17 protein-coding genes and 1 rRNA gene are annotated in these 19,648 nt (G+C 70.1%); 9 read left to right on the top strand and 9 right to left on the bottom strand.

Annotated elements, in window-relative coordinates:
• Nucleotides 1–6: 6 nt before the first annotated feature.
• A complete protein-coding gene (locus ACFYR0_RS16955) occupies nt 7–1,005 on the top strand; it encodes an anion permease (protein ID WP_389327809.1) in 999 nt (332 codons plus the stop codon).
• A gap of 627 nt (nt 1,006–1,632) precedes the next feature.
• On the opposite strand, the gene pstB is transcribed toward ACFYR0_RS16955, so the two are convergent.
• The 4 genes from pstB to pstS all read right to left on the bottom strand — a co-directional run bounded on the left by pstB (nt 1,633) and on the right by pstS (nt 5,813).
• On the bottom strand, nt 1,633–2,409 hold the full coding sequence (pstB, locus tag ACFYR0_RS16950; RefSeq protein WP_389327806.1) for a phosphate ABC transporter ATP-binding protein PstB: 777 nt from the start codon (nt 2,407–2,409) through the stop codon (nt 1,633–1,635).
• Nucleotides 2,410–2,482: 73 nt separating this feature from the next.
• Nucleotides 2,483–3,547 (bottom strand): phosphate ABC transporter permease PstA, encoded by a 1,065-nt coding sequence (gene pstA / locus ACFYR0_RS16945; RefSeq protein WP_389327804.1) that lies wholly within the window; start codon nt 3,545–3,547, stop codon nt 2,483–2,485.
• A complete protein-coding gene (gene pstC / locus ACFYR0_RS16940; protein WP_389327801.1) occupies nt 3,544–4,551 on the bottom strand; it encodes a phosphate ABC transporter permease subunit PstC in 1,008 nt (335 codons plus the stop codon). The genes pstA and pstC overlap by 4 nt, the downstream gene beginning before the upstream one ends.
• A gap of 131 nt (nt 4,552–4,682) precedes the next feature.
• On the bottom strand, nt 4,683–5,813 hold the full coding sequence (gene pstS / locus ACFYR0_RS16935; RefSeq protein WP_389327798.1) for a phosphate ABC transporter substrate-binding protein PstS: 1,131 nt from the start codon (nt 5,811–5,813) through the stop codon (nt 4,683–4,685).
• Between the two features lie 400 nt (nt 5,814–6,213).
• Between pstS and ACFYR0_RS16930 the strand changes: the two genes are divergently transcribed.
• On the top strand, nt 6,214–7,785 hold the full coding sequence (locus tag ACFYR0_RS16930; RefSeq protein WP_389327795.1) for an FAD-binding oxidoreductase: 1,572 nt from the start codon (nt 6,214–6,216) through the stop codon (nt 7,783–7,785).
• Between the two features lie 16 nt (nt 7,786–7,801).
• Here the strand turns inward: ACFYR0_RS16930 and ACFYR0_RS16925 are convergent, their stop codons facing one another.
• The 3 genes from ACFYR0_RS16925 to ACFYR0_RS16915 all read right to left on the bottom strand — a co-directional run bounded on the left by ACFYR0_RS16925 (nt 7,802) and on the right by ACFYR0_RS16915 (nt 10,808).
• Entirely contained in the window at nt 7,802–8,512 is a 711-nt protein-coding gene (locus ACFYR0_RS16925) for a phosphatase PAP2 family protein (RefSeq protein ID WP_389327792.1), read from the bottom strand.
• A gap of 233 nt (nt 8,513–8,745) precedes the next feature.
• Nucleotides 8,746–9,708 (bottom strand): NlpC/P60 family protein, encoded by a 963-nt coding sequence (locus ACFYR0_RS16920; RefSeq protein ID WP_386387147.1) that lies wholly within the window; start codon nt 9,706–9,708, stop codon nt 8,746–8,748.
• Between the two features lie 170 nt (nt 9,709–9,878).
• Nucleotides 9,879–10,808 carry an oxidoreductase gene (locus tag ACFYR0_RS16915; protein ID WP_389327789.1) on the bottom strand — a complete coding sequence of 310 codons (930 nt, stop codon included), beginning with the start codon at nt 10,806–10,808 and terminating at the stop codon, nt 9,879–9,881.
• Between the two features lie 89 nt (nt 10,809–10,897).
• On the opposite strand from ACFYR0_RS16915, the gene ACFYR0_RS16910 reads away from it, so the two are divergent.
• The 7 genes from ACFYR0_RS16910 to ACFYR0_RS16880 all read left to right on the top strand — a co-directional run bounded on the left by ACFYR0_RS16910 (nt 10,898) and on the right by ACFYR0_RS16880 (nt 18,922).
• Nucleotides 10,898–11,506 carry a TetR/AcrR family transcriptional regulator gene (locus ACFYR0_RS16910; protein ID WP_389327786.1) on the top strand — a complete coding sequence of 203 codons (609 nt, stop codon included), beginning with the start codon at nt 10,898–10,900 and terminating at the stop codon, nt 11,504–11,506.
• Between the two features lie 285 nt (nt 11,507–11,791).
• Nucleotides 11,792–12,100 (top strand): hypothetical protein, encoded by a 309-nt coding sequence (locus ACFYR0_RS16905; RefSeq protein WP_356688907.1) that lies wholly within the window; start codon nt 11,792–11,794, stop codon nt 12,098–12,100.
• Nucleotides 12,101–12,290: 190 nt separating this feature from the next.
• The gene (locus tag ACFYR0_RS16900) at nt 12,291–13,115 is read left to right on the top strand and encodes a hypothetical protein (protein ID WP_389327783.1); all 825 of its coding nucleotides are present in this window, start codon (nt 12,291–12,293) and stop codon (nt 13,113–13,115) included.
• A complete protein-coding gene (locus tag ACFYR0_RS16895; RefSeq protein WP_389327780.1) occupies nt 13,105–14,433 on the top strand; it encodes a hypothetical protein in 1,329 nt (442 codons plus the stop codon). Before ACFYR0_RS16900 ends, ACFYR0_RS16895 begins: the two co-directional genes overlap by 11 nt.
• Nucleotides 14,430–15,989, top strand: coding sequence for an SCO6880 family protein (locus ACFYR0_RS16890; RefSeq protein WP_389327777.1), 1,560 nt, complete (start codon nt 14,430–14,432; stop codon nt 15,987–15,989). The genes ACFYR0_RS16895 and ACFYR0_RS16890 overlap by 4 nt, the downstream gene beginning before the upstream one ends.
• A gap of 6 nt (nt 15,990–15,995) precedes the next feature.
• Nucleotides 15,996–17,402, top strand: a complete 1,407-nt coding sequence (locus ACFYR0_RS16885) for an ATP-binding protein (protein ID WP_389327774.1) — start codon at nt 15,996–15,998, stop codon at nt 17,400–17,402.
• 11 nt (nt 17,403–17,413) lie between these two features.
• Nucleotides 17,414–18,922 carry a TraM recognition domain-containing protein gene (locus tag ACFYR0_RS16880; protein ID WP_389327771.1) on the top strand — a complete coding sequence of 503 codons (1,509 nt, stop codon included), beginning with the start codon at nt 17,414–17,416 and terminating at the stop codon, nt 18,920–18,922.
• A gap of 15 nt (nt 18,923–18,937) precedes the next feature.
• Here ACFYR0_RS16880 and ACFYR0_RS16875 read toward each other — a convergent pair whose 3' ends face one another.
• Complete coding sequence (locus tag ACFYR0_RS16875; protein WP_389327768.1) at nt 18,938–19,489, bottom strand: GNAT family N-acetyltransferase; 552 nt, start codon at nt 19,487–19,489, stop codon at nt 18,938–18,940.
• Nucleotides 19,490–19,560: 71 nt separating this feature from the next.
• Nucleotides 19,561–19,648 (bottom strand): 5S ribosomal RNA (gene rrf, locus ACFYR0_RS16870); the annotation flags it as partial.

The raw sequence follows: 19,648 nt of genomic DNA, 5'->3' as shown, positions 1-19,648 counted from the left end.
ACGTCCATGGACACCTTCGCTCTGGTCGTGACCATCGGGGTCGCGCTCTTCTTCACGTACACCAACGGCTTCCACGACTCGGCGAACGCGATCGCGACGTCCGTCTCGACCCGGGCCCTGACCCCCCGCGCGGCGCTCGCCATGGCCGCCGTGATGAACCTCGCGGGCGCCTTCCTCGGCTCCGGCGTGGCCAAGACGGTCTCCGAGGGCCTGATCCAGACGCCCGAGGGCTCCAAGGGCATGGGCATCCTCTTCGCCGCCCTCACCGGCGCGATCACCTGGAACCTCGTCACCTGGTACTTCGGTCTCCCCTCGTCCTCCTCGCACGCGCTGTTCGGCGGCATGGTCGGCGCGGCCCTGGCGGGCGGCACGACCGTCTACTGGAGCGGCGTCTTCGAGAAGGTCATCATCCCGATGTTCGTCTCCCCCCTGGTCGGCCTGCTGGCCGGTTACCTGGTGATGACGGCCATCATGTGGATCTTCCGCCGGGCCAACCCCCACAAGACCAAGCGCGGCTTCCGTATCGCCCAGACCGTCTCCGCGGCCGGCATGGCCCTCGGCCACGGCCTCCAGGACGCGCAGAAGACGATGGGCATCGTGGTGATGGCCCTCGTCATCGCCGACGTCGAGGACTACGGCGACCCGATCCCGGTCTGGGTCAAGATCGTCTGCGCCGTCATGCTCTCCCTGGGCACGTACGCCGGCGGCTGGCGCATCATGCGTACGCTCGGCCGCAAGATCATCGAGCTCGATCCCCCGCAGGGGTTCGCCGCGGAGACGACCGGCGCGTCGATCATGTTCACCACGGCCTTCCTCTTCAAGGCGCCCATCTCGACGACCCATGTCATCACCTCGGCGATCATGGGTGTCGGCGCGACGAAACGGGTGAACGCGGTGCGCTGGGGTGTCGCCAAGAACATCGTCCTCGGCTGGTTCATCACCATGCCGGCAGCGGCCCTGGTCGCCGCGGCCGCCTTCGGCGTGGTCAACCTGGCCTTCCTCTGACCCCGCCCCACCCCCACAGAGGGAACGTTTCTCCCCCGCCCCCGGCCCAACGACTACCGCCGGGGGCGCCCCCATACCCCCGGCGGCGGGGGCCGCACGCAGCCGCGTCAGGACGTGCCCCCGGTGGGGGCTGAGGCCGGGGCGGTGCGCAACTCGGCGCGACGAGGTGCCTCCCCCGGAGGGGGGACCCCCAGCGCCCACCCGTGCCGCCCCTGGCGGCACGCATACCCGCGGCTAGGCGCGGCGCGCAGCCCGCGGCCACGGGCAACGGGCGACGGGAAGCCGCGTACGGCGGCAAGGGGCCGGGGCGGGGGGTGTCCGCCCGCAGCGGCCGCCGTCAAACCCCAGAACCCCCGCAAGGGACCGTATCGGCGGACCGAGGACGGACACCCCCCGCCCCGGCCCCGCACCACCCACAAACCGCAGGCGTCACCGCCGACAGGCCACCGCAGGCACGACCACCGCTGACAGGCCACCGCCGACAGGCCACCGCAGGCACGACCACCGCCGACAGGCCATCGCAGGCACGACCACGGCAACAAGAAACGGGCCCGCCCCCCGGGAGCCGGGGGGCGGGCCCTCTTCTACCTCACGGTGGCACCGCCATGCAGCACCGCGAGGGGTCTGTCAGCCGAACCGGCCGGAGATGTAGTCCTCGGTCGCCTGAACCGACGGGTTGGAGAAGATCCGCTCCGTGTCGTCGATCTCGATCAGCCGCCCGGGCTGCCCGACCGCCGCGAGGTTGAAGAACGCCGTACGGTCCGACACCCGCGCCGCCTGCTGCATGTTGTGCGTCACGATGACGATCGTGAAGCGCTCCTTCAGCTCCCCGATCAGGTCCTCGATCGCCAGCGTCGAGATCGGGTCGAGCGCCGAGCACGGCTCGTCCATCAGCAGAACGTTCGGCTCCACCGCGATCGCCCGGGCGATGCACAGCCGCTGCTGCTGACCACCGGACAGCCCGGACCCCGGCTTCTGAAGCCGGTCCTTGACCTCGTTCCAGAGGTTCGCGCCCTTGAGCGACCTCTCGACGATGTCGCTCAGCTCGCTCTTCTTGTAGCTGCCGTTCAGCCGCAGCCCCGCCGCCACGTTGTCGTAGATCGACATCGTCGGGAACGGGTTCGGCCGCTGGAACACCATGCCGACCTCACGCCGCACGGACACCGGGTCGATACCCGTCCCGTAGAGGTCCTCGTCGTCGAGCAGCACCTTGCCCTCGACGCGGCCACCGGAGGTGACCTCGTGCATACGGTTCAGCGTGCGCAGGAACGTCGACTTGCCGCACCCGGACGGGCCGATGAAGGCCGTCACCGAGCGGGGCTCGACGGTCATCGAGATGTCCTCGATCGCCTTGTGGGAGCCGTAGTAGGCGGTCAGTCCGCTTACGTCGATTCGCTTGGCCATGTCTACTTCACTTCCAGAAATTCAGGCTCGGTCGCTGAGGGGGCCCCGCCCGGCGGAGCCGGAGATTGTCGCCTTAGCGACCGGTCTTCGGGGCCTTCCAGCGGGCAATGCCACGGGCCACGAGATTCAGGATCATCACGAAGGCGATCAGCGTCAGGGACGCCGCCCAGGCACGGTCGTACGCCGCCTCGGAGCCTGCGCTCTGCGAGTACTGCTGGTAGATGTACAGAGGCAGCGACGCCTGCGCACCCTCGAAGGGGTTGTTGTTGATGAACGGGTTACCGAACACCAGCAGCAGCACGGGCGCGGTCTCACCGGCGATACGCGCGACGGACAGCATGATGCCGGTCGTGATGCCGCCGATGGCCGTCGGCACGACGATCTTCAGGATGGTCCGCCACTTCGGTACGCCCAGCGCGAGGGAGGCCTCCCGAAGCTCGTTCGGCACGAGCTTGAGCATCTCCTCCGTGGAACGCACGACCACCGGCATCATCAGGATGGCGAGAGCGAGCGAGCCGGCGAAGCCGAAGGGCTGCAGGTCCCACATCAGCATCAGGCTGAGGATGAACAGACCGGCGACGATCGAGGGGATGCCGGTCATCACGTCGACGAAGAACGTGATCGCCTGGGCGAGCCTGCCCCGGCCGTACTCGACCAGATAGATCGCGGTGAGCACACCGATGGGCGCGGCGATGAGCGTGGCGAGACCGACCTGCTCCAGGGTGCCGATGATGGCGTGGTAGATACCGCCGCCGGGCTCACTGTCGGCCACGACCCCCATCGAGTGGGTCAGGAAGTAGACGTCGAGGACCTTCACGCCCCGCACGACCGTCTCCCAGATCAGGGAGACGAGCGGTACCAGGGCGAGGACGAACGCGACCCAGACCATGGAGGTCGCGACGCGGTCCTTGGCCTGACGCTTGCCCTCGACACGGGCGGCGATGACGTACGTGCCGAGGATGTAGACCAGAGCGGCGATCAGGCCCCACTGGACACTGCTCTCCAGGCCGGCGGCGAAGCTGATGCCCACACCGGCGGCGACGGAGCCCAGGGCGATCGCCCAGGGGGACCACTTGGGCAGGCTGGCGCCGCGCAGGGTGCTGGGGCGCTTGGCGCTGGAGACGGCTGCGTGGCTCATGCGTTGGCCCCCGAGTACTCCTTGCGGCGGGCGATGATCGCGCGGGCCGCGCCGTTGACCAGCAGGGTGATGACGAACAGCACTAGACCGGAGGCGATGAGCGCGTCACGGCCGAAGGGCGTCGCCTCGTTGAACTTGCTGGCGATGTTCTGGGCGAAGGTACCGCCGCCCGGGTCGAGCAGGCTGGTCTCGATGAGGAAGCTCGGGGAGAGCACGGTCGCGACGGCCATGGTCTCGCCGAGGGCGCGGCCGAGGCCGAGCATCGAGGCGGAGATCACTCCGGAGCGGCCGAAGGGCAGGACGGCCATCCGGATGACCTCCCAGCGCGTGGCGCCGAGGGCCAGGGCGGCCTCCTCGTGCATCTGCGGGACCTGCCGGAAGACCTCGCGGCTCACGTTGGTGATGATCGGCAGGATCATGATCGCGAGCAGGATGCCCACGGTGAGCATGGAGCGGGGCGCGCCGCCCTGCCACTCGAAGATGCCGGTCCAGCCGAGGTAGTCGTCCAGCCAGCCGTACAGGCCGTCCATGTGCGGGACGAGGACCAGGGCACCCCACAGGCCGTACACGATGGACGGCACGGCGGCGAGCAGGTCGATCACATAGGCGATGGGACCGCTCAGCTTGCGCGGGGCGTAGTGGGTGAGGAACAGCGCGATGGCGACGGCGATCGGAACCGCGATGACCATGGCGATGATCGAGGAGACGATCGTGCCGAAGGCCAGCACGGCGATACCGAAGACCGGCGGCTGGCTACTGGTGTTCCACTCGAAGGTCGTGAGGAAGTTGCCCTCGTCCTCGCTGATGGCGAGCACGGAGCGGTAGGTGAGGAAGGCCGCGATCGCGGCCATGATCAGCAGCAGGAAGACGCCCGAGCCGCGGGAGAGACCGAGGAAGATCCGGTCTCCGGGCCGCGTGGCGCCGCGCGCGGCGCGCTTGAGCTCCTTGCTGCCGGGCTGTGGGCTGAGGGGAGGCGCGTCGGTTTTCTTGGTGGTTATGTCCATCGGGTTCTCCGGTCTGCGGAGCCGTCCCCGGGAGGGCGGCTCGGTGGGACCGGCCTGTCGAGGACGGTCCCGGGCGGCGGTGCACCGGACGGTGCGGTCCGGTCCCGGGTGGGGACCGGACCGCACCGGGGTCAGCTCAGCTCGTCGACGGTCGTGCGGACCTTCGCGATGATGTCGGCCGGGATCGGCGCGTAGTCGATGCCGGAGAGGACGGCCTGGCCGTCCTCGCTCGCGATGTAGCGGAGGAACGCCTTGGTGGCGGGCAGGGTGTCGGCCTTGTTGCCCTTGTCGCAGACGATCTCGTACGTGACCAGGGTGATCGGGTAGGCACCGTCGGCCTTGGTGGCGTAGTTGATCTTGAGCGCGAGGTCCTTGCCCGTACCGACGACCTCGGCGTCCGCGATGGCCTTGGTGGCACCCTCGCTGGAGGCCTGGACCGGCGCGGAGGCACCGGTGTCGATGGCGACGACGCCCGCGTCCTTGGCGTAGGAGAGCTCCATGTAGCCGATGGCGCCGGAGGTCTGCTTCACCTGCTGGGCCACACCGGAGGAGCCGGAGGCCGCCTGGCCGCCCTTGGCCTGCCAGGCCTTGCCACCCTCGTACTTCCAGTTCTCCGGGGTGGTCGCGATCAGGTACTTGGTGAAGTTGTCCGTGGTGCCGGACTCGTCCGAGCGGTGGAACGCCTGGATCTTCAGGTCGGGCAGCTTGGCGTCGGGGTTGAGCGCCGCGATGGCCTTGTCGTTCCAGTTGGTGATCTTGCTGTCGAAGATCTTCGCGAGGGTCGGGGCGTCCAGGACGAGGTTGTCGACACCCGGGACGTTGAACGCGACAGCGATCGGGCCGCCGACCATCGGCAGGTCGATGCCCTGACCGCCCGTGCAGATCTCCTTGGAGGCCGTGACCTCTTCCGGCTTCAGCGCCGAGTCGGAACCGGCGAAGGCGACCTGCCCCTGGGTGAACGCGGTGACACCGGCGCCGGAGCCGCCGCCCTTGTAGTTGATCTGCACGCCGTCGCAGGCCTGCGTGAAGGCCTTGACCCAGGCGTCGATGGCGTTCTTCTGGGCGGACGAGCCGTCGGCCAGGAGCTGACCCTTGGCGTCGTCACACTTGATGTCACCGGCGGCGGCAGCACTGGTGGCAGCGCCGCTCTCGTTGGTCTTCGAGCCCGTGTCGTCGGAACCGCACGCCGTGAGGGCCAGGGCGCTGGAGACGGCGAGAGCACCGAGGGTGAGGGCCCGCCGGTTCATGCGCTGAAGCTTCACTTTCGGAATTTCCTTCCAGGAGCCGCCGTCCTGATTCGGCGGCGTGCGAGGTCTGGCCGGCGGGAGTGCGATCGAGGCGCGCTCGTCACCGGGTAAGGCCGAAATTAGGCAGAAGAGGTGAAGCCGCCTATGGCCGGAAGTTAACGGCGGGTGAACCCCTGTGGTCGGTGCGGTTAGGTCACGGAATGCTTACGGGGAGAACACGCAGAGGTTCCGGCGCGAGCCCGCCCTCCCGGGCCGCCGGACCTACTTATTGGGGCAAAACGGACACTGAATGCCGACGCTACACCACGCCCCAAGGCAAGAGGGAGCGGCTGTGCCTGAACCTCAGTCAGCGGGGGAACCCGGTGGCCCGCGAAGCCGTCTCGTTCCACAGAAGCGGCGTTAAGGGGAGACGGACATGGAGCGACGGACGTTGATCGGCGGCGTCGCGGCCGCACTCGCCGCGGCCGCCACCGCCGGGTGCACCGGGGCGGAGCCCTCCAGGCGCACGTCCGCGGCCCCCAGACTTTCCCCCGCGTCCTCTTCGTCTTCCTCGACTTCCTCCAAGACGACGATGACGGCCGCGGCGGGCCTCGGCGCGCTCGCCCTCGACCTCGACGGCCCGCTGGTCCGGCCGGGCGAACGGGCCTGGGCGGCGGCCCGGCAGCTCTACAACACCCGCTTCGACTCCCTCAAACCCTCCGCGGTCGCCTACGTCGCCCACTCCGCCGACATCCGCACGGTCCTGGCCTACGCGAAGGCCCACTCCGTGAAGGTGGCCATCCGCAACGGCGGGCACTCCTACGCGGGCTGGTCCTCGGGCAACGGCCGGCTGATCGTCGACGTCTCCAAGCTGAACCGGGTCCGCTCGAGCGGCGGCGAGGCCGTGATCGGCGCGGGCGCCAAGCTGATCGACGTCTACCGGGCGCTGGCCGCGAAGGGCGTGACCATCCCGGCGGGCTCCTGCCCCACGGTCGGCGTCTCCGGCCTCGTCCTCGGCGGCGGCCACGGCGTGGTCTCCCGCGCCTACGGCCTGACCTGCGACAGCCTCACCCAGGCCACCCTGATCACCGCCGACGGCCGGCAGCTCGTCGCGAACGCGCGGCAGAACAAGGACCTCTTCTGGGCGCTGCGCGGCGCGGGCAACGGCAACTTCGGCGTCGTCACCGAGCTGCGCTTCCGCACCCACGCCGCCCCGCAGGCCGTGTCCGCCTATATGAACTGGCCGTGGTCGAAGGCGGCCGCGGTGATACGGGCCTGGCAGGAGTGGGGGCCGGGTCAGCCCGACGAGATCTGGTCCTCCCTGCATCTGGCGAACGCGGCCGGGGGCACCCCGACCGTCTCCGTCGCCGCGTTCTCCCTCGGCACCTACCGCGAACTCCAGAACGCGGTGGACCGCCTGGCCGACCGCATCGGCGCCTCGGCGACGAACGTCTCGCTGCGCCGGCGCTCCTACGAGGAGGCCATGGAGGTGTACGCGGGCTGCTCGTCCTTCGCCACCGACGCCCAGTGCCATCTGCCGGGCAGCACGCCGGGCCGTTCCCCGCAGGGCGCGCTCGGCCGCGAGACGTACGCGGCACGCTCCGACTTCTTCGACCGCTCCCTGTCCTCGAACGGCATCCGCACCCTGATGGCCCAGATCGCGGCCGTGCGCGGCGGCTCCGGCAGCATCGCGCTGACCGCGCTGGGCGGGGCGGTCAACCGGGTCTCCCCCACGGCGACCGCGTTCGTGCACCGCCGCTCGCGGATGCTGGCCCAGTACATCGGCGCCTGGCGCGCGGGCACCTCCGGCACCACGGCCCAGTCCTGGCTCACCGCCGCCCATGACGCGATGCGCCCCTACGCGTCCGGCGCCGCCTACCAGAACTACACCGACCCGACCCTGACGAACTGGCGCAGGGCCTACTACGGCGACGCGGCTCCGAAACTCACACAGCTGAAGAAGCAGTACGACCCGGAGCGGATGTTCACCTTCCCCCAGGCGCTGTAGACGTCCGCGGCAGGTCTCAGGCCGCGAGGCCCCTCTCCGTGCCGGCGGTGGACTCGGCGCGGGCACCGGGGACCATCGGGTCACCGCCGGCGGAAGGGGACGTACGCCGCCGGATCAGCCTCCCCGCACGCGGCGAGTTCCCGACCGCACGGGTCAGCGGGGTGAGCAGCGCCATGGCGAGCGGGGAGAGCAGCAGGGCCACGGCCGTACCGAGCGCGAAGCCGCCGATGACGTCGGTCGGGTAGTGCACACCCATGTAGACACGGCAGAAGCCCTCGAGGAGGGCGAGTCCTATCCCGACGAGGCCGAAGCGGCGGTTGGCCACGAACAGACCGACGGCCATGGCCATGGTGATGGTGGCGTGGTCGCTGACGAAGGAGTAGTCGGTCTTGCCGGACACCAGGACGTCCAGCCCCTGGTGGTCGAGGAACGGCCGGGGCCGCTCCACGAAGCCTCTTATCGGCACGTTCACCAGAACCGCGATGCCGGCCGCGAGCGGCGCCCAGACCAGCGCGGCCACGGAGACGGGGGCCTCGTCGGCGGTGGCGCGCCGACGCACGGTCCACCAGCACCACAGCACGAGCAGCACCATGGCGAGCAGCAGTCCGTACTCGCCGACGTACTCGACGACCCGGTCGAACCAGTGCGGGGCGTCCTTGGCCAGGCCGTTGATGTCGTAGAGCAGCTCGACGTCGGGGTTCGACCCGGATTGCGCGAGTCCAGCCATGGTGCCGCGGCCCCTTCGTCGTCCTTCCGCTCGCGCACACGCGCGTGCCGAGCTCTGCCACCCCCGTGGTGTGTACGGACCCGTCGAGCGTTTCCGTCGAACGGATCCGTGAACAGGAACGCACGGCCCCTTCAGGTTCGTTCCACACTCCACTGAATGATCACTCAGACGTTATCGAAGAGAGACCCATCGCCGCAGCTCAGGGGATGGGTTCACGCTCCGTCCCGTCCGCTTCAGACACCTGTGGGCAGCGCTTTTGCGCCATCCTCGGTGACCCGGGTGGCACCGAAGTAGTCAGGGGTGTCGACCGGGTCGAACCGGATCACGGCGCCAGGCCGCGGCGCGTCGATCATGTACCCGCCACCGACGTAGATGCCCACATGCCGGATGGCCCTCGAGTTCGAGAGATCGTCCGAGAAGAACACCAGGTCACCGGGCAGCAGTTCGTCCCGGCGCGGATGCGGCCCCGCGTTGTACTGGTCGTTCGCCACGCGAGGCAGCGTGATCCCGACACTCTCGTAGGCCGCCTTCGTCAGCCCGGAGCAGTCGAACCGGCCACCCTGCTCGGCCGTTCCGTTCCCGCCCCACAGATAGAGGGTGCCGAGCTTCTTCTGCGCGTAGTGGATGGCCCCGGCGGCCTGCTCGGAGGGATCGACCCGGCTGGCGGGGGCGGCGAAACTGGCCTGGAGCGTGGTGATGCTCTTCACGTAGTTCTGCGTCTCCTTGTACGGCGGCACCCCGCCGTACTTGATGACCGCGTAGGCCCCCGCGTTGTACGCGGCGAGCATGTTGCGGGTGGCGTCGCCGGGCACGTCCTTGACGTACTTGGCGAGCGAGCAGTCGTACGAGGCCGCCGACGGGATCGCGTCCTGGGGGTCCCAGACGTCCCGGTCGCCGTCGCCGTCGCCGTCGAGGCCGTGGGTGGCCCAGGTGCCGGGGATGAACTGGGCGATGCCCTGCGCGGCGGCGGGGCTGCGGGCGTCGGGATTGAAGCCGCTCTCCTGGTAGAGCTGGGCGGCGAGCAGCGAGGGGCTGATGGCGGGGCAGAGGTTGCCCCAGCGCTGCACCAGCCCCTGGTACGCGGCCGGCACCGACCCCTTGGCCAGGGCACGGCCGCCGCCCCCGACGCCGTTCAGCACGTTCCCGGCGACGATGTACACCCCGATCACGAGCAGCATCACGAAGCTCAGGCCCATGCCGAGCGCGACGCCGCCGATCACCCACACTTTGCGCACGGCTCAACCCTCCCCCATCTCGGGCCTGTTCATGACGACTTCGGCGGCGTGGCCACCGAGTCGGCCATTATTTCGGCCTATTGGGGAGGGGGCCAGGAGGGATACGTCACGCGCGCGTGCGGGGCCGGTGGTCAGGAGGCGCCGACGCCCGTCGGGAAGCGGACGCCCGTCAGTTCCTCGGAGGCCGACCAGAGCCGGCGGGCCGCGTCCGGGTCGCTCGCCGCACGGGAGCGGCTGACCAGGGTGGGCGTGCCGCGCCACTCGCCGGAGCCGTCGGGGCCGACGTAGCAGGCGCCGGGCAGGTCCCGCGTGGCGGCGTAGAGCGTGGGCAGGGCCCCGGCGGTGTCGGACTGGGCGAGCAGTGCGTTGCCGAGCTGCATGACGACCCGGGCCACGGGGTTGCCCGCGTGGCTCTGGAGGTTGGTGGCGGACCAGCCGGGGTGCGCGGCGAGCGCGCGGACCGGGGAGCCGGCCTCGGCCAGCCGCCGCTGGAGCTCCAGCGTGAACAGCAGGTTGGCCAGCTTGGACTGCGCGTAGGCGGCCTGCGGGTTGTAGCCGGAGGCCCAGTTGAGGTCCTCGAAGCGGATGCGGGCGCCGCCCCACCGGTGGGCGAGGGAGGCGACGGTCACCACGCGGTCGGTGACGTACGGCAGCAGCAGGTTCGTCAGCGCGAAGTGGCCGAGATGGTTCGTGCCGAACTGCATCTCGAAGCCGTCCGCGGTCCGCTGCTCCGGCAGCATCATCACGCCCGCGTTGTTGATCAGCAGATCCAGCGGGCGGTCCCGCCAGTCCTCGGCGAAGGCGTGCACGGAGTCCAGGGCGGCGAGGTCGAGGCGGCGGACCTCGGTGCTGCCGCCGATCTCCACGGCCGCCTTCCGGCCGCGCTCGGGGTCGCGCACGGCGAGTACGACGTGCGCGCCCGCGCGCGCCAGCGCCTGTGCGGCGGTGCGGCCGATGCCGCTGTTCGCGCCCGTGACGACGGCCGTACGGCCGGACAGGTCCGGGAGCTGGGAGACGTTCCACTTGGCCGGCCGGGACGCCGGCGTACGCGATGAGGGCATGCCGCAAATGTAGGCAGCGACAACAATGCTGTCAATGACAACACCGGATCGGGCGGCTCCGATGCTGCCACTGACTACATAGAGCTACGATGCTGACCATGCCCGAGAGCCGGCCCTACCACCACGGAGACCTCCGCGCCGCCCTGCTCGCGAGCGCCGAGGACACCCTGCGGGAGAAGGGAGCCGGCGCGCTCTCGCTGCGCGAGCTCGCCCGCGCCACCGGCGTCAGCCACGCCGCCCCGGGCCGCCACTTCAAGGACAAGCAGGCCCTGCTCGACGCCCTCGCCCTCACCGGCTTCGAGCGCATGGCGGCCGCCATCGACCGCGCCGACGACCCGGCCCTGCCGCTGGAGACCCGCCTGGTCGCCCTGGCCCGCGCCTACCTGCGGTTCGCCGTCGACAACGCGGCCCTGCTGGAGCTGATGTACGCCCGCAAGCACGACCCGGACATCTCCGAGCAGCTGGCGGCGGCCGTGGCGAGCGCGATGACACCGCTGTTCCAGGTGTTCGCCGACGCCCAGGAGCGCGGCGAGATCGTCGCGGGCGACCCCGAGCACATCACCCTCCTGGCGGGCGCCGCCCTGCACGGCGTGGCCGCCTTCACCACGACCGGGCACCTCCCGGCCGAGGACGCCCTCGGCTCCCTCGACGAGCTCGTCCACCACCTGCTGCACGGCCTCGCACCCCGCCGGGGATAGCCTTCACTCCGACGGACCGTCACAAGCGGGACGCCGCACAGGACACGGCGATCGGCCGGCGACAACGGTAAAAGGGGACAACGACGGAACCGTCGACAGGTTCCGTTCAGGCCTCATTGCCCGGCGTGACCTGCCGTGATACACAGAGTGACCAAGCTTTCGCACGAAAACCGCCAACCAATGACGCCAAGTCGACATCCGACAGCGCATTTGTCGGCGAGAATGGGCCTGACCTCTGCGCACCGCAGGGGATAGCGGAACTACCCACCAGGGGCGGTGACTTACATGCTCTTTGCGGCCGACAAGGGAGACATCAACACCATCATCGGCGGGATCGCTCCGGACTGGGGCCCCTTCGGCAGCCTGGGCAACGAGGCGAAGATCATGATCGAGGTGGTGATGGCGGTGGCCATCCTGCTCTGCCTCGGCATCGCCATCTGGGGCGCGGCGAAGCAACGTATCGGCGCCACCGCCCTGCGCGACACCTTCAGCGCGGAACAGGGCAAGGGCCTGATCATCGCCGGCCTCACGGGCGTCTTCATCATCGGTTCGCTCGGCACGCTGTTCACGATCGTCTACGGCATGGCGGTCTAGCACCTCGTCCCCGGGCACACCCGGCCCGCACTCCCCACCCACCCGTCCGTCGTGCCCACCGACTGAGGTTGCTCTCCCTGATGTCGAGTCACCACACCACGCCCACGCGGGAACCAGCGCGGCTACCGTCGTACTCCTACGTGTTCCGGTACGAGGTGCACCCGTACGACGTCGAGGGGGCGTACGCCGCATGAGCCTGGGAGACGAACACGACACCGGCGGCTACCCGGGCACGCGCACCCGCCTGCCCGAGGACACCTCCTACTCCGGGGGCCCACGCCGCCGCGCCTCCTCCTCCCGCAGCCTCGTCACCGTCGTCGCCGTCGTCGTCCTCCTCATCGCCGCGATCGCCTTCGCGAACAGGGGAGGAGACGATTCGTCATCCGACGGGGGGAGCGGGGGCGGAGGCGGGAAGGGCCCGGAGGCGTCGGAGACGGCGGCCACGGGGACGAAGCCGGTGGAGTCGGGCAGCGGGGGGGTCCCTTCGGGGTTCGCCCACGACCAGCAGGGGGCGGAGAGCGCGGCGGCCAACTACGCGGTGGCGCTGGTCTCGGCCGACATCCTCAAGCCCGCTCGGCGTTCGGAGATCGTCCGGCAGGTCTTCGTCGCCGACAAGCAGGCCGCTCTGGAGCAGCAGCTCGACCAGGCGTACACCGAGGACTTTCTGAACAACATCGGCCTGGACAAGAACGGCACCTCCAAGGACGGCCAGACGTACGTCTCGCGCACCATGCCGATCGGCACCAAGGCCACCAGCTACTCGGACACCGCAGCAGCCGTCGAGGTGTGGTGCACCGGAGTGTTCGGGACTGCCGGTGAGACCTCGACCAACCCGGTCACCAGCGACTGGTTCACCATGACTCTCCGGCTCCGCTGGGCGGATGGCGACTGGAAGGTCGACAGCTTCGCGCAGAAGGACGGTCCGGCACCCGTCCCGGGTGACGACAAGGCGTCCAGCGCCGACGAAATGGCAAAGGCCGTCGAGGAGTACGGAGGCTTCAGCTATGCCCGGTAACACGCGCCGCGCGCTCAAGGCCACCGCCGCCGTCACTGTCGTACAGACCGCGCTCGTGCTGCTGGCCACCCGTGCCTCCGCAGCCCCCACACCGTCGCCCTCGCCCTCCGAGGACCGCTGTGACCTCATCGTCGGGCCTGCCAAGAGGTACTGCGAACGAAACGAAGGCGGCAGCGACGGAAACTCCCCCTCCGTAGACCCCACCTCCACCCTCGACCCCCTCTCGTCCCTCGCCCGCGGCTGTGCCGACGCCGCGTCCTGGACGATCGACAAGCTCAGCGGGGCCGTGAACGACACGGCGACCGTGGACTTCACGAACGCGAAGTTCCTCCAGCAGTACGCCGTCGTGTTCGCGGCGTCGACGATCCTCACCCTGCTGCTGTGGCTGCTGGCCGTGGCGAAGAGGGCCGTCCGGGGCGTGCCGCTCACCACGGCGGTCTCGGAGGCGATCGGGTTCCTCTGGCTCACCGTGCTCGCCTCCGCGTTCACCCCGCTGATCCTCTACACCGTCGTCTCCGCCACGGACGGCGTCAGCGAGGTCCTCGCCAACACCACCGGCGATCAGACGAACGTGTTCTTCGGCAACTTCTCCGGCGCCCTGAAGAAGGGCGAGGACATCGGCGGCGGCCCGATCATGCTGATCGTGGTCTCGCTGGTCAGCATCCTCGCCGCGGGCGTGCTCTGGCTGGAGCTCGTCATCAGGGCCGCCCTGCTCTACGTCGGCGCCCTGCTCGGCACCGTCGTCTACGCCGGCCTCGTCGACAAGAACCTGTGGGGCCACGTCCGCCGCTGGGCGGGCATCATGATCGCGGTCATCCTGGTCAAGCCGGTGATCGTCATCGTCCTCGGCCTCGCCGGAGCCCTGTCCGCCGAGGACGGCCCCGACGCCTTCTCCGCGGTCGTCTCCGGCCTCGCGATCATCCTGCTAGCCATCTTCGCGTCCGCGATGATCTACCGCTTCGTCCCCGGCTTCGGCGACGAGATCGCGAGCTCCCGCAACAACCGCATCATGCAGGGCGCCGAGGGCAAGGCCGCGGCCGTCATCAGCTCGCCCGCGACCCTCGTCGCCCAGGGCATCAAGACCCACAGCACCCGCGCCGACAGCAACGGCGGCCAGGGCGGGTCCTCCCACACGTCCCGCCCGGCCAACACGGCCGCCGGCGGTGTCGCCGCACACAGCTCGCGCACCTCGAACGGTGGCGGCGGATCTGTCCCCTCCGCCGCACCCTCACCCCGCTCGGGCAGCCCGGTGAACACGCCCCACGCCAGCAACACCCGCAACAGCAGTACCAACCGCACGGGAGGTGAAGGGCGTTGACGACCGAGTCCCATCTGTCCCATCCGGTCACGCCCCGCCGTACATATCTGATCGGCCGCGCCCGGCCGAACGCGATCGTCGGCCGGAACCGAGAGTCCGGCGAGATCGCGCTCATCATCGGCGGCGCGTTCCTCGGCATGATGTGCGGACTTCTCGTCCCGGTGCTGTCCCTGCGGATCGTGCTGCTCATGGGCTTTCCGCTGCTCGCCCTGGCCGCGGTCTACGTGCCGTACAAACAGCGCACGTTCTACCGGTGGTTCGAGATCAACCGCAGCTACAAGCGCACCCTGCGCAAGGGCACCGTCTACCGCTCGTCCGTGATGGAGGCCGGCACCCGGCTGGACGGGCGCGAGATCGAGATCGGGCCGCCGCCCGGCATCGGCCGGATCACCTGGCTGGCCGCCCCGTTCGGCCCCGACGAGATCGCCGTCCTGCTGCACGCCGACCGGCGTACGGTGACCGCGGCCATCGAGATCGAGGGCCCCGGCGTCGGCCTGCGCGACAGCGAGGACCAGGAGGCCCTGGTCGACCGCTTCGGCACGCTGCTCAAGCACGTGGCCAACGGCGACGGCTTCGTCACCCGCCTCCAGATGCTCGCCCGCACCCTCCCGGCCGACCCCGACGCGCACGCCAAGGACGTCGCCGTACGCGGCGACGACAAGGCCCTGCCCTGGCTGCAGCAGTCGTACGACCAGCTCCAGTCGATGGTGTCCACCAGCAGCGAGCAGCACCGCGCCTACCTCGTCGCCTGCATGCACTTCACACGCGAGCTGGCCGCCGAGGCCAACGCCATGGCCCGCGCCGCCCGCCCGCACGGCGGCGGCAAGGTGGACCGGGACGCGGGCCTCGCGGTCGTCATGGCCCGGGAGCTCACCGACATCTGCTCCCGCCTCCAGGAGGCGGACATCCGGGTACGCCAGCCGCTCGGCCAGGGCCGGCTCGCCTCGCTGATCCACTCCATGTACGACCCGGACCACCCCATCGACCACATCCAGGCGATGACCAAGCGCAACGCCTGGCCGGCCGAACTGGACGCGGTGGAGCCGACGTACCTCCAGGCCAAGACCCGCGAGTCCAGCACCCGCGCCCCCTGGTGCCACGCCACGGCCTGGGTCAAGGAGTGGCCGATGACGCCCGTCGGCGTCAACTTCCTCGCCCCGCTGCTCGTCCACACCCCGGACGTGATCCGCACGGTCGCCGTCACGATGGACCTCGAGCCCACCGAGATCGCCATCGAGCGCATGCTCACCGAGAAGACCAACGACGAGGCCGAGGCGTCCCGCGCCGCCAAGATGAACCGCACCGTCGACCCGCGCGACGTGGCCGCCCACTCCCGCCTCGACCAGCGCGGCGAAGACCTCGCCAGCGGCGCCGCCGGAGTGAACCTGGTCGGCTACATCACCGTCTCCTCGCGCAGTCCCGAGGCCCTGGCTCGCGACAAGCGCACGATAAGGGCGTCGGCCGGAAAGTCGTACCTGAAGCTGGAGTGGTGCGACCGCGAGCACCACCGCGCCTTCGTGAACACTCTTCCTTTCGCCACCGGCATCCGGAGGTAGGACCTGATGCGGGATCCGCTGTCCGTCCTCACCGACGCCTTCACCTCCTTCCTGTTCGGGAAGGTCGAGTCGACCCGGCAGCCCGTGCGGACCTCGACCGGGCAGGCCCAGGCGGTCTACCTGCCGACGGCCGCGCCCGGGCTGGGCGACTCTGGCGTGATCATCGGGCGGGAGGTCTACTCCGGCAAGGGCTACATCTACGACCCCTTCCAGCTCTACGGCCAGCAGCTCCCGGCCCCGCACTGGCTGGTACTCGGCGAGTCCGGCAACGGCAAGTCCGCGCTGGAGAAGACGTACGTCCTGCGCCAGCTGCGCTTCCGCGACCGGCAGGTCGTCGTCCTGGACGCCCAGGGCGAGGACGGCGTCGGCGAGTGGAACCTCATCGCGCAGGAGCTGGGGATAACCCCCATCCGGCTGGACCCGACCGCGGCGCTCGACCACGGCATCCGGCTCAACCCCCTGGACCCGGCGATCACCACGACCGGCCAGCTCGCCCTGCTCAGGACCATCATCGAAGTGGCCATGGGCCACGGCCTGGACGAGCGCTCCGGCTTCGCCCTCAAGGTCGCGCACGCCTACGTCAACGAGTCGATCGTGGAGCGCCAGCCCGTCCTGACCGACATCGTCGAGCAGCTACGGCACCCCGAGCCGGAGTCGGCCGAGGCGATGAACGTCGACATAGACGATGTCCGGGCGTGGGGCCTGGACGTGGCCCTGGTGCTGGACCGGCTGGTCGACGGTGACCTGCGCGGCATGTTCGACGGCCCGACCACGGTCGGCATCGACCTGGACGCGCCGCTGATCGTGTTCGACCTCTCCCACATCGACCGCAACTCCATCGCCATGCCCATCCTGATGGCGATCGTCGGCGTGTGGCTGGAGCACACCTGGATCCGCCCCGACCGCAAGAAGCGCATCTTCCTGGTGGAAGAGGCCTGGCACATCATCAACAGCCCGTTCGTGGCCCAGCTGTTCCAGCGGCTGCTGAAGTTCGGTCGGCGGCTCGGCCTGTCCTTCGTCGCGGTCGTCCACCACCTCTCCGACGTCGTGGACGGCGCCGCGGCCAAGGAGGCCGCGGCGATCCTGAAGATGGCGTCGACCCGGACGATCTACGCCCAGAAGGCCGACGAGGCGAGAGCCACGGGCCGGGTCCTGGGCCTGCCGCGCTGGGCGGTGGAGATCATCCCGACCCTCACCCCCGGTATCGCCGTCTGGGACGTCAACGGCAACGTCCAGGTCGTCAAACACCTGGTCACCGAGACGGAACGCCCGCTGGTCTTCACCGACCGGGCGATGACCGAGTCCTCCCGCGACCTCGACGACGCCCTGCACGCGGCCGAGCTGGAGGCGGAGGAACGGGCGGCGGCCTTCATGGAACAGCACCTCGGCGACTCCGAGTCGACGGTGGCGTAGGGAGCGGCGGCGTGAGACCGGAGACCCAGCGCCGGGACGCCCAGGGCGGCATCCCCGACGGCCTGCTGATCGGCATACTCGCGTTCCTCGTCGGGATGACCGTGCTGGTCTGGACGGCGACCGGCCTCGCCGCCTGGTTCACCCACGGCACCTGGCCCGGCACGGTCACCTTCACCCGTACGCCCCTGGCCATGCGCCACCTCGCCACCAGCCCCCACGACATCGCCGGCGCCTGGCCCGAGACCCCGGCGGCCGCCCTATCCGGCTACGGCCTCTTCTGGGGCCTGCTCATCGGCCAGGTGATGATCCTGGTGGTCCTCACGGTGTTCGTCCTGGGCACCTTCGCCCGCTGGCGGGCGGTCCGCGCGAGACGCAGGGCCGAGCGGGCACAGCCCCGCGGGAAACGGCCGCCATACGACGTCCCGCAGCCGAGAGCGGAACACCGGCCGGACACCCGCAGGCCCATGGAGGCGAGCCCCCTTCCCCAGCTCACCGAGGATCAGCCTCCGCCGACACTCGCGTCCGCCCACGAGGAGCCCGCGGCGGAAGTCCTGTCGACCCCGGCAGCCCTGTTCGGCCAGGACCCGGCGGGCAGTTGGGAACGCATTCTCGTGGCCCCCCGCGAAGGCCGCCACCAGACGGCCGCCCAGGCGGTACGGGACGCGGACGGCCCCACCCTGGTCGTCACCTCGAACCCCTCGCTCTGGCAGGACACCAAGGACGCACGGGCCAAGCTGGGCCCCACCCTCCTCTACGACCCCACCCACCGCTGCGACACCCCGGCCAGGCTCCACTGGTCGCCCACGGCAGGATGCGAGACCAAGTCGACCGCCGCGGAGAGAGCGACGGCGTTGCTCACGCCGGTCCGCCCCACCTCCCGGCTGGACCAGGCCGTCAGCGACACGGCCGAAACCCTGCTGCGCAGCTATCTGCACGCCGCGGCCCTCGACAAGGGCAGCGTCCGCCACGTCCACCGCTGGTCCCAGGGCACCCAGATCCAGGAAGCCGTACGCACCCTGCGTACTCATGTGAAGGCCGCGCCCGGCTCGGCCGGCGAGCTGGAGGCGGCCCTCACGGCCCATCCCGAACGCCGTGACATGGCACAGGAGTTGATCGGCAGGGCGCTGGCGGCACTGTCCACGGTCAACATCCGCGAGGCCTGCACACCCAATCGACCCGACGCCCTGGCACTGGATTCCTTCATCGCCGAAGGGGGAAGCCTCTATGTGGTCGGCGAGTCCATCGAGGACCCCCGGACCAACCCCGGCGCGATGCCCCTGCTGACGGCCCTCGTCGCAAGCGTGGTCGAGCGCGGCCGGCGCATGGCCGAACGGTCATCCTCCGGTCGCCTCGACCCACCACTGACCCTGGTCCTGGACGACATCGCCGCCGTGGCCCCGCTCCCCCAGCTCCCGGATCTGCTCACGACCGGAGCCGACCGCGGCCTGCGCACGCTGGCCCTGCTCCGCTCCCGGGAACAGGCCCGCTCCCGCTGGCCGCACGACGAGATGCCGGTCTGACGGCGGTCAGACCCGTCAGTCGGTGCCGGGTTCGATGACGAACTCCAGCTCCTTCTCGTCGGGGGCCGCGCTCAGCTGCACGATCACCCCGCTGGGCACGAAGCCGGTCTTCCGGTAGAAGGCCTGTGCCCGCGTGTTCTCCTCGTGCACGAGGAGCCGCACCCGCTCGGCGCCCTGCGCCCAGGCCCAGTCCAGGCCGGCGGAGAAGAGGACTTCGGTGAGCCCGATGCCCCGGCAGGCGGCCTCCACGAAGACGCCGACGACATGCCCCTGCTTCCGCTCCACCGGAAAACCGGCCCAGTCCGTCGAGCCGGCCTCCTCGATCAGCACGGTCAGCGTGCCGACCCATTCGCCGTCCGGCCCCTCGGCGATGATCTGCTGGGCCCCGGTCGCACCCTCGGCCGCACCGGCGGCCCGCTCCTGCCAGAAGGCGTCCGGCCGGGCCCTGGCCTGCTCGTAGGTCTCCAGAAAGGCGAGATGCGCCACGGGATCCTGCAACGACGTGAGCCGAAGCCTCCTGGCCGCCGGCCATTCGTCGGCACGTATGGAACGAACCTGGTAGCTCATGTCGGCCACAGTATCCGAAACGCAGAAAACCCCCGTACCGGTTTACGGTACGGGGGTTTTCTCCAATAATTGTTCGGCGGCGTCCTACTCTCCCACAGGGTCCCCCCTGCAGTACCATCGGCGCTGTAAGGCTTAGCTTCCGGGTTCGGAATGTAACCG

Source organism: Streptomyces sp. NPDC005017 (genome assembly GCF_042873115.1).
Classification (GTDB): Bacteria; Actinomycetota; Actinomycetes; order Streptomycetales; family Streptomycetaceae; genus Streptomyces.
The sequence above is the reverse complement of the archived record's forward strand: the minus strand, read 5'-3'. Positions and strand labels throughout refer to the sequence as shown.

What these genes read in the sequence shown, in the direction of transcription:
- ACFYR0_RS16885 (WP_389327774.1), top strand. Translation starts at nt 15,996, where the DNA reads ATGCGGGATCCGCTGTCCGTCCTCACCGACGCCTTCACCTCCTTCCTG.
- ACFYR0_RS16925 (WP_389327792.1), bottom strand. Translation starts at nt 8,512, where the DNA reads ATGGCTGGACTCGCGCAATCCGGGTCGAACCCCGACGTCGAGCTGCTC.
- ACFYR0_RS16915 (WP_389327789.1), bottom strand. Translation starts at nt 10,808, where the DNA reads ATGCCCTCATCGCGTACGCCGGCGTCCCGGCCGGCCAAGTGGAACGTC.
- ACFYR0_RS16895 (WP_389327780.1), top strand. Translation starts at nt 13,105, where the DNA reads ATGCCCGGTAACACGCGCCGCGCGCTCAAGGCCACCGCCGCCGTCACT.
- ACFYR0_RS16955 (WP_389327809.1), top strand. Translation starts at nt 7, where the DNA reads ATGGACACCTTCGCTCTGGTCGTGACCATCGGGGTCGCGCTCTTCTTC.
- ACFYR0_RS16875 (WP_389327768.1), bottom strand. Translation starts at nt 19,489, where the DNA reads ATGAGCTACCAGGTTCGTTCCATACGTGCCGACGAATGGCCGGCGGCC.
- ACFYR0_RS16910 (WP_389327786.1), top strand. Translation starts at nt 10,898, where the DNA reads ATGCTGACCATGCCCGAGAGCCGGCCCTACCACCACGGAGACCTCCGC.
- ACFYR0_RS16930 (WP_389327795.1), top strand. Translation starts at nt 6,214, where the DNA reads ATGGAGCGACGGACGTTGATCGGCGGCGTCGCGGCCGCACTCGCCGCG.
- pstC (WP_389327801.1), bottom strand. Translation starts at nt 4,551, where the DNA reads ATGGACATAACCACCAAGAAAACCGACGCGCCTCCCCTCAGCCCACAG.
- ACFYR0_RS16900 (WP_389327783.1), top strand. Translation starts at nt 12,291, where the DNA reads ATGAGCCTGGGAGACGAACACGACACCGGCGGCTACCCGGGCACGCGC.
- ACFYR0_RS16905 (WP_356688907.1), top strand. Translation starts at nt 11,792, where the DNA reads ATGCTCTTTGCGGCCGACAAGGGAGACATCAACACCATCATCGGCGGG.
- pstB (WP_389327806.1), bottom strand. Translation starts at nt 2,409, where the DNA reads ATGGCCAAGCGAATCGACGTAAGCGGACTGACCGCCTACTACGGCTCC.
- pstA (WP_389327804.1), bottom strand. Translation starts at nt 3,547, where the DNA reads ATGAGCCACGCAGCCGTCTCCAGCGCCAAGCGCCCCAGCACCCTGCGC.
- ACFYR0_RS16920 (WP_386387147.1), bottom strand. Translation starts at nt 9,708, where the DNA reads ATGGGCCTGAGCTTCGTGATGCTGCTCGTGATCGGGGTGTACATCGTC.